General features: G+C 56.9%; 9 protein-coding genes, 5 tRNA genes and 1 pseudogene. 1 reads left to right on the forward strand and 14 read right to left on the reverse strand.

Annotated features, from left to right (window positions below; all coding sequences use genetic code 11):
* Positions 1–7 precede the first annotated feature (7 nt).
* From rpoB to F0Q04_RS00585, 13 genes are all read right to left on the reverse strand, one after another.
* Positions 8–4,120 carry a DNA-directed RNA polymerase subunit beta gene (gene rpoB / locus F0Q04_RS00525; RefSeq protein ID WP_182343967.1) on the reverse strand — a complete coding sequence of 1,371 codons (4,113 nt, stop codon included), beginning with the start codon at positions 4,118–4,120 and terminating at the stop codon, positions 8–10.
* A gap of 270 nt (positions 4,121–4,390) precedes the next feature.
* On the reverse strand, positions 4,391–4,765 hold the full coding sequence (rplL, locus tag F0Q04_RS00530) for a 50S ribosomal protein L7/L12 (RefSeq protein WP_021025386.1): 375 nt from the start codon (positions 4,763–4,765) through the stop codon (positions 4,391–4,393).
* 37 nt (positions 4,766–4,802) lie between these two features.
* Positions 4,803–5,321, reverse strand: a complete 519-nt coding sequence (rplJ, locus tag F0Q04_RS00535; protein ID WP_021025387.1) for a 50S ribosomal protein L10 — start codon at positions 5,319–5,321, stop codon at positions 4,803–4,805.
* 241 nt (positions 5,322–5,562) lie between these two features.
* Positions 5,563–6,258: a 50S ribosomal protein L1 gene (gene rplA, locus F0Q04_RS00540; RefSeq protein WP_021025388.1), complete on the reverse strand. Its 696-nt coding sequence runs from the start codon at positions 6,256–6,258 to the stop codon at positions 5,563–5,565.
* Between the two features lies 1 nt (position 6,259).
* Positions 6,260–6,691 (reverse strand): 50S ribosomal protein L11, encoded by a 432-nt coding sequence (gene rplK, locus F0Q04_RS00545; protein WP_021025389.1) that lies wholly within the window; start codon positions 6,689–6,691, stop codon positions 6,260–6,262.
* A 102-nt stretch (positions 6,692–6,793) separates the two neighbouring features.
* Positions 6,794–7,387, reverse strand: a complete 594-nt coding sequence (gene nusG, locus F0Q04_RS00550; protein WP_021025390.1) for a transcription termination/antitermination protein NusG — start codon at positions 7,385–7,387, stop codon at positions 6,794–6,796.
* Positions 7,387–7,770 (reverse strand): preprotein translocase subunit SecE, encoded by a 384-nt coding sequence (gene secE / locus F0Q04_RS00555; RefSeq protein ID WP_021025391.1) that lies wholly within the window; start codon positions 7,768–7,770, stop codon positions 7,387–7,389. The genes nusG and secE overlap by 1 nt, the downstream gene beginning before the upstream one ends.
* Positions 7,771–7,858: 88 nt before the next feature.
* A tRNA-Trp gene (locus F0Q04_RS00560) sits at positions 7,859–7,934 on the reverse strand.
* Between the two features lie 13 nt (positions 7,935–7,947).
* Positions 7,948–9,138: an elongation factor Tu gene (tuf, locus tag F0Q04_RS00565; RefSeq protein ID WP_116926819.1), complete on the reverse strand. Its 1,191-nt coding sequence runs from the start codon at positions 9,136–9,138 to the stop codon at positions 7,948–7,950.
* A gap of 66 nt (positions 9,139–9,204) precedes the next feature.
* A tRNA-Thr gene (locus F0Q04_RS00570) sits at positions 9,205–9,279 on the reverse strand.
* 39 nt (positions 9,280–9,318) lie between these two features.
* Positions 9,319–9,392 (reverse strand) — tRNA-Gly (locus tag F0Q04_RS00575).
* Between the two features lie 53 nt (positions 9,393–9,445).
* Positions 9,446–9,531: transfer RNA gene (locus F0Q04_RS00580), tRNA-Tyr, on the reverse strand.
* A gap of 153 nt (positions 9,532–9,684) precedes the next feature.
* A tRNA-Arg gene (locus tag F0Q04_RS00585) sits at positions 9,685–9,761 on the reverse strand.
* Positions 9,762–10,410: 649 nt separating this feature from the next.
* Here F0Q04_RS00585 and F0Q04_RS00590 point away from each other — a divergent pair.
* Positions 10,411–11,353: pseudogene (locus tag F0Q04_RS00590) on the forward strand (IS5 family transposase).
* A gap of 191 nt (positions 11,354–11,544) precedes the next feature.
* Here F0Q04_RS00590 and F0Q04_RS00595 read toward each other — a convergent pair.
* Complete coding sequence (locus F0Q04_RS00595) at positions 11,545–14,064, reverse strand: heavy metal translocating P-type ATPase (RefSeq protein ID WP_148293166.1); 2,520 nt, start codon at positions 14,062–14,064, stop codon at positions 11,545–11,547.
* Positions 14,065–14,073: the final 9 nt, after the last annotated feature.

The following is a 14,073-nucleotide window of genomic DNA, read 5'->3' on the forward strand; positions in this document are numbered from 1 at the left end:
CCTTCAATTAAGAACGTTCCAGTTCGATGTCCAGGCCCAGGGAACGGATTTCCTTGACCAGCACATTGAACGACTCCGGCATGCCGGCTTCGATAGCGTGTTCGCCCTTGACGATGGATTCGTACACCTTGGTACGGCCCACCACGTCATCGGACTTCACGGTCAGCATTTCCTGCAGCACATAAGCGGCGCCATAGGCTTCCAGCGCCCACACTTCCATTTCACCGAAACGCTGACCACCGAACTGGGCCTTACCGCCCAGAGGTTGTTGCGTCACCAGCGAGTAAGGACCGGTGGAGCGGGCGTGCATCTTGTCATCGACCAAGTGGTGCAGCTTCAGGTAGTGCATGTAGCCGATCGTGGTGGGACGCTCGAAGCGCTCACCGGTGCGGCCGTCATACAGGTAGGCCTGCGTGCGTGGCTCGGTCAGACCCTTGCGTGCCTGGATGTCATCCGGGTACGCAAGCTTGAGCATGTCCTTGATTTCCTGCTCGGAAGCACCGTCGAACACCGGCGTTGCGAAAGGCACGCCGTTCTTCAGGTTCTCCGCCATGAACATGATCTGGTCATCGGACAGTTGCTTGAGGTCTTCCTTGCGACCGCGGCTGTTGTACACCTCTTCGAGGAAGGAGCGCACTTCAGTGGCACGGGCTTCGGCCTGCAGCATGTCACCGATACGCTGGCCCAGGCCCTTGCCGGCCCAGCCCAGGTGGACTTCGAGCACCTGACCGATGTTCATGCGCGAAGGCACGCCCAGCGGGTTCAGCACGATGTCGGCGGTGGTGCCATCGGCCATGAAAGGCATGTCTTCCACCGGCACGATCTTGGAGACCACACCCTTGTTACCGTGACGGCCGGCCATCTTGTCGCCAGGCTGCAGACGGCGCTTGACGGCCAGGTAGACCTTGACCATCTTGAGCACGCCAGCGGGCAGCTCGTCGCCTTGCGTGAGCTTCTTGCGCTTTTCTTCGAAAGCCAGGTCGAAGTTGTGGCGTTGCTGCTCGATGGAGTTCTTGATGGACTCCAGCTGCGCGGCGACGTCGTCTTCGGCAGGGCGGATATCGAACCAGTGGAACTTCTCCACGCCGTCCAGATAGGCCTTGTCGATCTTGGTGCCCTTGGCCAGCTTTTGTGGGCCGCCATTGGCCACGCGGCCGTTGAGCAGCTTGGCGATACGATCGAACGCATCGGCTTCCACAATACGCAGCTGGTCGTTCAGGTCCAGACGGAAACGCTTGAGTTCGTCGTCGATGATCTGCTGGGCGCGCTTGTCGCGCGTGATGCCTTCACGGGTGAAGACCTGCACATCGATCACGGTACCTTGCGAGCCCTGGTCCACGCGCAGCGAGGTGTCCTTCACATCGGACGCCTTCTCACCGAAGATGGCGCGCAGCAGCTTCTCTTCTGGGGTCAGCGTGGTCTCGCCCTTTGGCGTGACCTTGCCCACCAGCACATCGCCGGGCTGCACTTCTGCACCCACGTAGATGATGCCGGACTCGTCCAGACGGTTGAGTTGCTGCTCGGACAGGTTCGGGATGTCGCGTGTGATTTCCTCGGCACCCAGCTTGGTGTCACGGGCCATCACCACCAGCTCCTCGATGTGGATCGAGGTGTAGCGGTCTTCAGCCACCACGCGTTCGGAGATCAGGATCGAGTCTTCGAAGTTGTAGCCGTTCCAGGTCATGAAGGCGATCAGCATGTTCTGACCAATGGCGATTTCGCCCAGGTCGGTCGATGCACCGTCGGCAATCACGTCACCCTTGGCCAGCTTGTCGCCGCGGCGAACCACGGGACGCTGGTGGATGTTGGTGTTCTGGTTGGAACGCTGGTACTTGATGAGGTTGTAGATGTCCACACCCACTTCACCGGCCACAGCTTCTTCGTCGTTCACACGGATCACGATACGGGTCGCGTCCACGTAATCGACGATACCGCCACGGGTAGCCGTCACGACGGTGCCCGAGTCGACCGCTGCAACGCGCTCGATACCGGTACCAACCATGGGCTTTTCAGGGCGCAGCACAGGCACGGCCTGGCGCGACATGTTGGCACCCATCAATGCGCGGTTCGCGTCATCGTGCTCGAGGAACGGAATCAGCGACGCAGCCACCGACACGATCTGTGCGGGCGACACGTCCATGTACTGCACGCGCTCGGCGGACAGCAGGGTCGATTCACCGTTTTCACGGGCAGAGACCAGGTCACCGGTGAGGCGGCCTTCGGCGTCGAGCTCGGCATTGGCCTGCGCGATCACGTACTTGCCTTCTTCGATGGCCGACAGGTAGTCCATCTGATCGGTCACCTTGCCATCGATCACGCGACGGTAAGGGGTTTCGATGAAACCGTACTCGTTCAGACGCGCGTACAGAGCCAGCGAGTTGATCAGACCAATGTTGGGACCTTCAGGCGTTTCGATCGGGCAGACGCGGCCGTAGTGGGTCACGTGCACGTCACGCACTTCGAAGCCTGCGCGTTCGCGGGTCAGACCGCCTGGGCCCAGAGCGGAAACACGGCGCTTGTGCGTGATTTCAGCCAGGGGGTTGGTCTGGTCCATGAACTGCGACAGCTGCGAGGCGCCGAAGAATTCCTTCAGGGCGGCCGAGATCGGCTTGCTGTTGATCAGGTCGTGCGGCATCAGGGGCTCTTGCTCAGCCTGGCCCAGACGCTCCTTCACAGCCTTTTCGATACGTGCCAGACCGGTGCGGTACTGGTTTTCGGCCAGCTCGCCCACGCAACGCACGCGGCGGTTGCCCAAGTGGTCGATGTCATCGACTTCACCCTTGCCGTTGCGCAGATCCACCAGGATCTTCACGACTTCGAGGATGTCTTCGTTGGACAGCACCATGGGGCCGATCGCGGTGTCGCGGCCGATCTTGGCGTTGAACTTCATACGGCCGACACGCGACAGATCGTAGGTGTCTTCGTTGTAGAACAAACGCTGGAACAGCGCCTGCACGGCGTCCTCGGTGGGAGGCTCACCAGGGCGCATCATGCGGTAGATGGCAACGCGTGCAGCGAACTCGTCAGCGGTTTCATCGGTGCGCAGGGTCTGCGAGATGTAGGCGCCGTGGCTCAGCTCGTTCGTGTAGATGCAAGCCAGATCCTGGATGCCAGCTGCGCGCAGCTTCTTGAGCAGCGCTTCGGTCATCTCTTCGTTGGCCTTGGCGATGATTTCACCGGTGTCAGGGTCAACGATGTTCTTGGCAGCGACGCGGCCGAGCAGGAAGTCTTCAGGCACGCTGATGAACTTGGTGCCCGATTGCTCCATCTCGCGGGTGTGGCGCGCGGTGATGCGCTTGTCCTTGGCGACGACGACCTTGCCCGACTTGTCGGTAATGTCAAAGCGCGCGACTTCACCCTTGAGGCGTTCAGCCACAAATTCCATTTGCGCGCCGCTGTCCATCAGGCGGAAGTTGTCGTTCTCGTAGAACGTCGCCAGGATGGACTCGGGCGTCATGCCGATGGCCTTGAGCAGAATCGACACCGGCATCTTGCGGCGGCGGTCCACACGGAAGAACAGCAGGTCCTTGGGGTCGAACTCGAAGTCCAGCCAGGAGCCGCGGTAAGGGATGATGCGAGCCGAGAACAGCAACTTGCCCGAGCTGTGCGTCTTGCCCTTGTCGTGTTCAAAGAACACGCCTGGCGAGCGGTGCAGCTGCGAGACGATCACGCGCTCGGTGCCGTTGACGATGAATGAACCTTTGTCCGTCATCAGGGGCACTTCGCCCATGTAGACTTCCTGCTCCTTCACTTCCTTGACCACCTTGGATTGGGGCGTGGAGGATTCACGGTCATAGATAATCAACTGCACCTTGGCACGCACAGCGGACGAGAAGGTCAGACCACGGGTCTGGCATTCGCGCACGTCGAAAGCGGGCCTGGCGAGGTTGTACTCGACAAACTTCATCTCCACAAAACCGTTGTGCGAGACGATGGGGAAAGCCGAGTTGAAGGCAGCTTGCAAGCCTTCATCAGTACGCTTTTTGGGGGCCGAGTCTGCTTGCAAAAATGCGGTGTAAGCATCTTTTTGCATTTGCAGCAGGTAAGGCACTTCGAGCACGCTATCGCGGCTGCCGAAACTTTTGCGGATTCGCTTGCGTTCGGTGTAAGAATAGGCCATGAGATCTCCGGGCAAAGACATGAGTCCTGGGTCTTCGACGACACCCCCGCGAGGGGGTTGCAGCTTGGTGGGTTGGCCACTACCAACCATGGCAGACGGTGGTGCATTGCACACCACCCGAACCAAGGGGTTTTCTAGTGTCGGATGTTAGAAAACACTAAAAATCAGCCATCAACAGCCAGTTTTTGGTGTGCTCTAGCGAACGATATTCCAGAAGCGCCAAAGGCTGGAGCACCTTTTCGGGTACTCCAGCCTTGAAAAAGCCCTCAATTACTTGAGTTCGGCCTTTGCACCAGCGTCCACCAGCTTCTTAGCAGCGGCTTCAGCGTCAGCCTTAGGCATAGCTTCCTTCAGAACCTTAGGAGCGCCATCGACCATGTCCTTGGCTTCCTTCAGACCCAGACCGGTGATTTCACGCACGGCCTTGATCACGCCAACCTTGTTAGCGCCGGCTTCCAGCAGCACCAGGTTGAACTCGGTCTTTTCTTCAGCAGCAGCAGCGGCACCGCCACCACCAGCAGCAGGAGCGGCCATAGCAGCAGCGCTCACGCCAAACTTCTCTTCAATTGCCTTGACCAGGTCGTTCAGTTCCAGAACAGTCATGCTGTCCAGGGAGGTCAAGAATGCGTCTTTATCGAATGCCATTTTGATTTCCTAAATATATCGGTTGGTTTTGCCGCGCTTAAGCTGCAGCGACTTCGGCGACTTCCGCGCCTTCGCCCTTTTTGGCCGCCAATGCGCCCAGCACAACGGCCGTACGCGAGATTGGCGACATGAGCAAGCCACACAATTGGGCCAGCAGCACTTCCTTGGAAGGCACGCTTGCCAGTTGCTTAACGCTGTTAGCGTCCAACGCCTTTCCTTCGAATGCACCACCGCGAATCACCAACTTGTCGTTGGTCTTCGCGAAATCGGCCACTACCTTGGCAGCGGCGATTGCATCTTCAGAGAAACCGTAGATCAGCGGGCCGGTCATCTGGTCAGCGACCACTTCAAAGCTGCTACCAGCAACAGCGCGACGAGCCAGGGTGTTCTTCAGAACACTCAGCGTCACGCCTTGCTTGCGTGCTTCCACACGCAGCTTCGTCATGTCAGCGACCGTGATGCCGCGGTATTCCGCGAACACAAGCGTTTGAGCTTTAGCGGCGAGGCTGGTCACTTCATTGATGACCGCTTCTTTCTCACTGCGATTCAGACTCAAGGTCTACTCCTTCAAATGCGCATTAGGAGCGAACTCCACCTGCGCGCTCTTGTTGCAGCGACCAACTGTTTTGGAAATTCATCCATCTGCAGCGGGATCGCCATCTGCGTTGGCAAAAAGATTTAAGTGATCGAATCACACCAACGGTCTTGGATGGCCTGGCATGGCGTCTTTTTCAAAACCCCTTGCCAGCCCACCACACCAGACAGGTGCAAGCACCTGCCTGACGATTTTTTAGCAATTACGCTGCGATGGTCTGTGCATCGACGCGCACGCCGATACCCATCGTCGACGACACCGCCACCTTGCGCAGGTACAGACCCTTGCTGGTAGCTGGCTTTGCCTTGTTCAGAGCGTCGATCAGGGCTGCCAGGTTGCCTTGCAGCTTGTCGTTCTCGAACGAGCGGCGGCCGATGGTCGAGTGAACGATACCAGCCTTGTCAACGCGGAACTGCACCTGACCTGCCTTGGCGTTCTTCACAGCCGTAGCGACGTCGGGAGTCACGGTGCCCACCTTGGGGTTAGGCATCAGACCACGTGGGCCCAGGATTTGACCCAGGGTACCAACGATACGCATGGCGTCAGGCGCAGCGATCACGATGTCGAAAGGCATGTCACCAGCCTTGACCATCGCGGCCAGCTCGTCCATACCCACGATATCGGCACCAGCGGCCTTGGCTTCTTCAGCCTTGGCGCCTTGTGCGAACACGGCCACGCGGGTGGTCTTGCCGGTGCCGTTAGGCAGCACGACAGCGCCACGAACCACTTGGTCCGACTTCTTGGCGTCCACGCCCAGCTGGATAGCCACGTCGATGGATTCGTCGAACTTGGCCGTTGCTGCGTCCTTGACGATTGCAACTGCATCAGCGAATGCGTACAGCTTGGTGGTGTCCACCTTGCCTTGCAGGGCCTTTTGCTTCTTGGTCAACTTTGCCATCTTAGAGGCCCTCCACCGTAACGCCCATCGAACGGGCGGAACCAGCCAGCGTGCGCACAGCGGCGTCAACGTCAGCAGCGTTCATGTCCTTCAGCTTGGTCTTGGCGATCTCTTCCAGCTGAGCGCGGGTGATCTTGCCGACCTTCGTGGCCAGAGGGTTCGAAGAGCCCTTGTCCAGCTTGATCGCCTTCTTGATCAGCACCGTTGCGGGCGGGGTCTTGATGACGAACGTGAAGCTCTTGTCCGCAAAAGCGGTGATCACCACAGGCAGTGGCAGACCTGGCTCGACACCTTGGGTCTGGGCGTTGAACGCCTTGCAGAATTCCATGATGTTGAGACCACGTTGACCCAGCGCTGGACCAATGGGTGGCGATGGATTGGCTTTACCAGCTGGCACTTGCAGCTTGATGAAGCCGACAATTTTCTTTGCCATTTATAGCTCCTTACGGGTAAAAACGCCCGCACTGCATAGCGCGGGCTCCCCGGGGGTTAAGACTCTGTTTAGGCACCGAGTCCGTAAGTGCATGAAAATGAATCAGGTTTTTTCGACCTGCGCAAATTCCAGCTCAACCGGAGTTGAACGGCCAAAGATCATAACAGAAACGCGAAGTCGACTCTTTTCGTAGTTTACTTCTTCGACAGATCCGTTGAAGTCCGTGAACGGACCTTCCTTGACGCGGATGAATTCGCCCACCGTGAATTCGATCTTGTGGCGTGGCTTGTCCGAGCCTTCTTCCATCTGCAGAACGATCTTCTGAACTTCTGCTTCGGAGATGGGTGCCGGACGGTTCTTGGCACCGCCCACAAAACCCGTCACCTTGCTGGTGTGCTTGACCAAGTGCCAGGTGTCGTCATCCATGACCATCTCGACGAACACATAACCGGGGAACAGGCGGCGCTCGGTGGTCTTCTTCTGACCATTGCGCACTTCCACCACTTCCTCGGTAGGCACCAGGATGCGACCGAACTTGCTTTGCATGTCCGAGCGGTGAATGCGCTCCAGGATATTGCGCTCGACGGCCTTCTCCATGCCCGAGTAGGCATGCACGATGTACCAGCGCAGATCGGGATTAGCAGCACTCATAGGCGCCTCAGCGCCTGTGTTGGTTGTTTCGTCCGTGTTCGACATTACTTCCTCCAGCCCAGAACCAGGTCATACAAGACCCATTCCAGCGTTTTATCAGTCATCCACAAGAACAAAGACATGATGACCACAAACGCGAACACGTAGGCGGTCATCTGCAGCGTCTCTTTACGCGAAGGCCAAACAACCTTCTTGACTTCACGCCAGGAGTCCTTGGCAAAACCAACAAATTGCTTACCTGGTTCAGACACCAGAAAAACGGTGACAGCCGCAATGAGAGCCACAATCAGCACGGCCCACTGGGCAATCGCACCTTGTTTGGCCAACAGGTAAAAGCCGGCGATACCAGCTATGACCAATGCAGCTACGGCGAACAGCTTGAGCTTGTCCGCACCAGAACTAACAGTTTCAACTTGTGTAGCAGCCATGTCGACAATTCAGAGATGAAAATAGGCATCACTCAAGACGCCGAAGCCCGCCTTGTAATCAGGCGGGCTTGGTTGACCACTTATTCAGTGGCAGGGGCAGTAGGAATCGAACCTACAACCTTCGGTTTTGGAGACCGACGCTCTGCCAATTGAGCTATACCCCTACGAAATCAATACTTACGCAATGATCTTGGCAACCACGCCAGCGCCCACGGTACGGCCGCCTTCGCGAATAGCGAAACGCAGACCTTCTTCCATAGCGATGGGGTTGATCAGCTTGACGGTGATCGACACGTTATCGCCAGGCATCACCATTTCCTTGTCAGCTGGCAGCTCGATGGCGCCGGTCACGTCCGTGGTACGGAAGTAGAACTGAGGACGGTAGTTGTTGAAGAAAGGGGTGTGGCGGCCGCCTTCGTCCTTGCTCAGCACATACACTTCAGCGGTGAAGTGGGTGTGTGGCTTGATCGAGTTAGGCTTGCACAGCACTTGGCCACGCTCCACGTCTTCACGCTTGGTGCCGCGCAGCAGCAGGCCAACGTTGTCACCAGCTTGACCTTGGTCCAGCAGCTTGCGGAACATTTCCACGCCGGTCACGGTGGTCTTGACGGTATCCTTGATACCGACGATTTCGATTTCTTCGCCGACCTTGATGATACCGCGCTCGATACGGCCGGTCACCACGGTACCACGACCGGAGATGGAGAACACGTCTTCCACGGGCATCAGGAAAGCACCGTCCACAGCGCGCTCTGGCGTTGGGATGTAGGTGTCCAGCGCTTCAGCCAGACGCAGGATAGCGGGTTCACCCTTGTCGGATTGGTCGCCTTCCAGAGCCAGCTTAGCCGAGCCGCGGATGATGGGGGTGTCGTCACCTGGGAAATCGTACTTGTCCAGCAGTTCGCGGACTTCCATTTCCACCAGCTCCAGCAGCTCTTCGTCATCCACCATGTCGCACTTGTTCAGGAACACGATGATGTAAGGCACGCCCACCTGGCGAGCCAGCAGGATGTGTTCACGGGTCTGGGGCATGGGGCCGTCAGCAGCCGAGCAAACCAGAATAGCGCCGTCCATCTGGGCAGCGCCGGTGATCATGTTCTTCACATAGTCGGCGTGACCTGGGCAGTCCACGTGAGCGTAGTGGCGGTTAGCCGTTTCGTACTCAACGTGTGCGGTATTGATGGTGATGCCGCGTGCCTTTTCTTCAGGAGCAGCGTCGATTTCGTCGTACTTCTTGGCTTCGCCGCCGAACTTGGCAGACAGCACGGTTGCGATAGCAGCCGTCAGCGTGGTCTTGCCGTGGTCCACGTGACCAATGGTGCCCACGTTCACGTGCGGCTTGGTGCGCTCGAATTTTCCTTTTGCCATTCTAGACTCCGAAAAAACCTAAACCTAATGGGATATAGCGCAACAAGAACCGTGCGCACTTAAATATGGTGCCCATGGGCAGGATCGAACTGCCGACCTCCCCCTTACCAAGGGGGTGCTCTACCACTGAGCCACATGGGCAATTTTTTCAAATTGCAACAGGATCGCTTTACTGCAGACTGGAGCGGGAGACGGGAATCGAACCCGCGTCATTAGCTTGGAAGGCTAGGGTTCTACCATTGAACTACTCCCGCATCAACCGCGCCAGAAGCGCAATTGCTGCAAAGCTTTCTTCTTCAACCATTTCTGGTGGAGGGGACTGGATTCGAACCAGTGTAGGCGTAAGCCAACAGATTTACAGTCTGCCCCCTTTAGCCACTCGGGCACCCCTCCGAAGAAGAACTAGATTGTAGCATCATTTTTGGCTGTTTTTAGAAACTTCCGATTTCTCGCAAATTTCTTCAAGGGACGCAACCCGAACAAACCCGAAAACAATGCTTCACTCTATATAAAAAGCCCCGAGACCTGAATCTCGAGGCTCTTAACTGGTGCGGCTGGCAGGAATCGAACCCACGACCCCTTGGTTCGTAGCCAAGTACTCTATCCAGCTGAGCTACAGCCGCTAAGCTGCATATTGTAGGCGGTTTTTGAGTGCCTCAGACGAATCGGCCAGGTTTTTTCAAAAAATCGTGCGAAAGCTGTGCGATCCGTCGCAGCGATGGCGCACATGGGGCCTCTTTCCTCTTTAATACCTGCAGAGACACATAGCAATGCCCAACCAGCGACACGCAAAGGCCTGGTAGCCACCGCTGCGCAACGCCTCCCTCCGCAGAATGCAGCCCCATCTGCAGCCGGGCAACCCAACAACCGCACACCAGCAGCACCCAATAGGCACCAGGCACCAGGCACCAGGCAACAAAAAACCCGCACTGCGGCTCCACAGGCGGGTTGGCGCTGCTCTGGCAGCGCACAAAGAAGGCGTTGGTGCGGCTGGCGGGGATCTAAAAAATCTTCTCATCCCGCATAAAATCATGACTGCACTGAGAACTCATCAAAATATACCAACAAAAATACCAACACTTTTCAAAGTGCCCTACATCTGCTGCGACCCAGTTGATGTCTTGAGCTACTCACCCATAACCGACCTTCACAGCACATCGACGCGGGCGTTTAGCCAATGACAGGTTTCATGTGAGCAACTGACGGTAGCTGTCAGGCAGCCAGAGGGCGTTGTTGCACAAATACCGGTCATGGCTGCGGTAGGCTGAGAGGATGAGTGAGACGAACTGGGGTCGGCGCAAATACCGGACAACGAACTGGAAGGCGTACAACGCAGCGTTGAAGGCGCGAGGGGAGCTGACCATCTGGCTGGATAAGAACATGCAGTGGCTAGCCCCACCCACTGGCAAGCGTGGGCGCAGTCCCACCTTCTCAGATGCGGCCATTCAGTTTTGCCTGACCATCAAGTGCTTGTTTGGCCAGCCTTTGCGCCAGACGCTGGGCCTGGTGCAGTCGCTATTACGTATGGCGGGCCTGCCTTGGAGCGCTCCAGAGCGCTCCCGACTACAGCACGGTGTGCCGCAGGCAAAAGAGCTTGGAGGTGCAGGTGCACTACAAGGCAAGCACCAAGGGTTTGCACATGCTGGCTGACTCCACGGGCATCAAGTTCTTGGGTGAAGGTGAGTGGAAGACCAAGAAGCACGGCGCAGAGCGCCGCCGCCAGTGGCGCAAGGTGCATCTGGGCATCGATGCCCAGACGCTGCAGATTAGGGCTATTGCAGTGACCACCAATGAAGTGGGCGACTCGCCCATGGCCGTTGACTTGCTAGGTCAAATCCCTAACCATGAGCAGGTAGTCAGCTTTACCGGTGATGGGGCCTACGACACCAAGGATGTACATGAGGCCTGCTACCTGAGGGGAACCATACCAGTCATCCCGCCACGCAAAGGAGCGAAGCTACGCAAAGGCTTGGCATTCGCTCATCGCAATGAAGCGGTCAAGGCGTGTAGGCAATTGGGGCGGGCTATCTGGAAACGCTGGAGCGGCTACCACCGAAGGTCTCTGGTGGAGACCAAGATGAATTGCTTCAAGCGCCTGGGCGAGAAGGTGATGGCCAGGACGTTTGAGCGGCAGGTGGCCGAGCTCAATATCCGCGCATCTATTCTCAATCAATTTACCGCGCTGGGCACACCCCAGACGGTCGCTGCTGCGTAAATCCATTTGGGATTGGGGATGTCTTGCCCTATGGCCGATTTATGCAACAACGCCTTGCCACCCGGCTGTAAGCATCGCCGAACAACAGATCACCTTCCCAATGTCCCGGCACTGCACGATCCTCGATGCAAGCCGGGCGCTCGCTGACGGGTACGGCATCGAGCGGGACTACCACGTGAATCGATTGAAATTCACCGATGAGACTGCTGACTTCTTAAACGCAGTGCATTGAAGATCACAGACGCCGAACTCAGGCTCATAGCAAGTGCCGCGATCATGGGCGACAGAAGCCACCCTGTGAACGGATACAGAACTCCCGCTGCAATTGGCACACCAATTCCGTTGTAGATGAAGGCAAACAGCAAGTTCTGTCGCATATTGCGCACTGTGTCAGTTGAGATTTCACGAGACTGGGCAATGCCACGCAAATCACCCTTGACCAGCGTGATCTGACCGCTGTTCATTGCTACGTCGGTCCCTGTTCCCATGGCTACACCTACATCAGCTTTTGCCAAGGCCGGCGCATCGTTGATTCCGTCACCAGCCATGGCAACCACATGGCCTTCACTTTGCAATCGCTCCACGAGAGCTAGCTTGTCGACGGGCTTGACTTCGCCATGGACTTCATCAATTCCAAGCTTGGCACCAACAGCCTTGGCTGTGGTCAGACCATCTCCGGTTGCCATGACAATTCGCAAGCCGCTTGCATGAAGCGTTTGAATGGCATCCAAAGTGCTAGCTTTGATAGGGTCTGTTACTGCCAGGATGCCTGCGAACTTCCCATCAGCCGCTAAATGCATGATGCTTGCACCCTCTCCTCGCAGGCGTTCTCCGTCCGATTGCAAGGAAGATACAGAAACGCCTTCTTGAGCCATCAGTGTGGTGTTGCCTAATGCCAAGCGCCGCCCCTCAACGGTTCCACGTACACCAATACCGCTGGCGGAATCGAAGTCCACAGGTTTAGCGAGTTGCAAGCCTTGTTCACGTGCAGCTCGGACGATGGCATCCGCAAGTGGATGCTCGCTACCCTGATCCAAGCTAGCGGCAAGCCTCAAAACTTCGTCAGCGGTGAAATCTGGAGTAGGAATCGCTTTATCGAATGCAGGCCGACCTTCTGTAAGGGTGCCCGTTTTATCTACGATGAGCGTATCCACTTCACGCATCTTTTCTATGGCGCCTGCGTCACGGAACAAAACGCCTTGCTCTGCAGCGCGCCCTGTTGCCACCATTACTGACATGGGTGTGGCCAAACCTAGCGCGCATGGGCAGGCGATGATGAGTACCGCGACGGCATTGATCAACCCAAACACCCAACTGGGCTCTGGGCCAAAAATTCCCCAGACGAAGAAGGTCACTACAGCGACTAGCACGACAACCAGAACAAACTTTCCAGCCACTACGTCGGCCATTCGCTGCATCGGTGCCTTCGACCGTTGGGCCGATGCAACCATCTGAACGATCTGGGAAAGCATGGTGGCAGCCCCCACCTTTTCTGACCTCATGACCAGAGCTCCACTCGTATTGAGTGTGGCGCCGATCAGTTTGTCGTCAACGCGCTTTGTCACAGGTATTGGCTCGCCCGTGAGCATCGATTCATCAACGGCGCTTTGCCCTTCCGTGACAATGCCATCCACGGGTACTTTCTCGCCTGGACGTACGCGCAGCAGGTCTCCGACATGCACGTGGCTAAGGGGAACATCTTCCTCACTGCCATCTTCATTGATACGCCTTGCCGTCTTAGGAGCTAGGCTAAGCAATGATTTGATAGCGGCTGAGGTCTGAGAACGAGCCTTCAGTTCGATGATCTGTCCCAACATGGTCAAAGAAATGATGACCACCGCTGCCTCGTAATAAACCGCTACACGGCCCATGGATACGAACGAGTCGGGAAACACGCCGGGTGCCAGCGTCGCTACGAGGCTGTAGACAAAGGCAGCTCCCGATCCCAAGCTGATCAACGTCCACATGTTCGGACTGCGGTGGATGATTGACTGCCAGCCTCGAACAAAAAAGGGCCAGCCCGTCCATAGCACCACGGGCAGTGAAAGTGCCAACTCGACCCACGTTTGGGTCTGCATAGTGAACCAGCCGAACTTGTGTCCGAACATGGCCAGAGTGGTAACAATCAGCGTGAGTGGCAGCGTCCACCAGAATCGCCGTTGGAAGTCTTGCAACTCACTGTTGTCCTCTTCTCCAACCGGGATCAGTGGCTCAAGAGTCATTCCACACTTGGGGCAGTTTCCGGGATGATCTTGCCGGACCTCCGGATGCATCGGGCAGGTATAGATCGTTCCGGTCGGAACCACGCCCGATTCATCAAACGATTTCTGATCTGAATGACTTGCAGCCACATGAGCATGTTCGTGCGAGCTGAGCAACTGGGCCTCAGGCACCAAATGCATTTGGCACTTTGGGCAGCGCCCCGGATGATCTTGATGGACTTCAGGATGCATTGGGCATACATAGACCGTGTCCCCTCCTGCGTGATCAGCCTGTTCGTTACTCGATATGAATTGCGCGGGGCCATGAGCAAATTTTTGCTGGCAACCGTTACTGCAGAAGCGATAGATCCGTCCTTCGTGAACTATCCGATGGGGCGACTGTAGAGAGACAGTCATGCCGCAAACTGGATCCTTCAGAAGCTCGGCCTCAGTCTTGGTGTTTTCCAACTCAACTGACTCTGAAGAAGATCGATGCTGATGATGTTGCATGCAGATGGC

It is taken from the genome of Comamonas koreensis (genome assembly GCF_014076495.1).
GTDB classification, from domain to species: domain Bacteria; phylum Pseudomonadota; class Gammaproteobacteria; order Burkholderiales; family Burkholderiaceae_C; genus Comamonas; species Comamonas squillarum.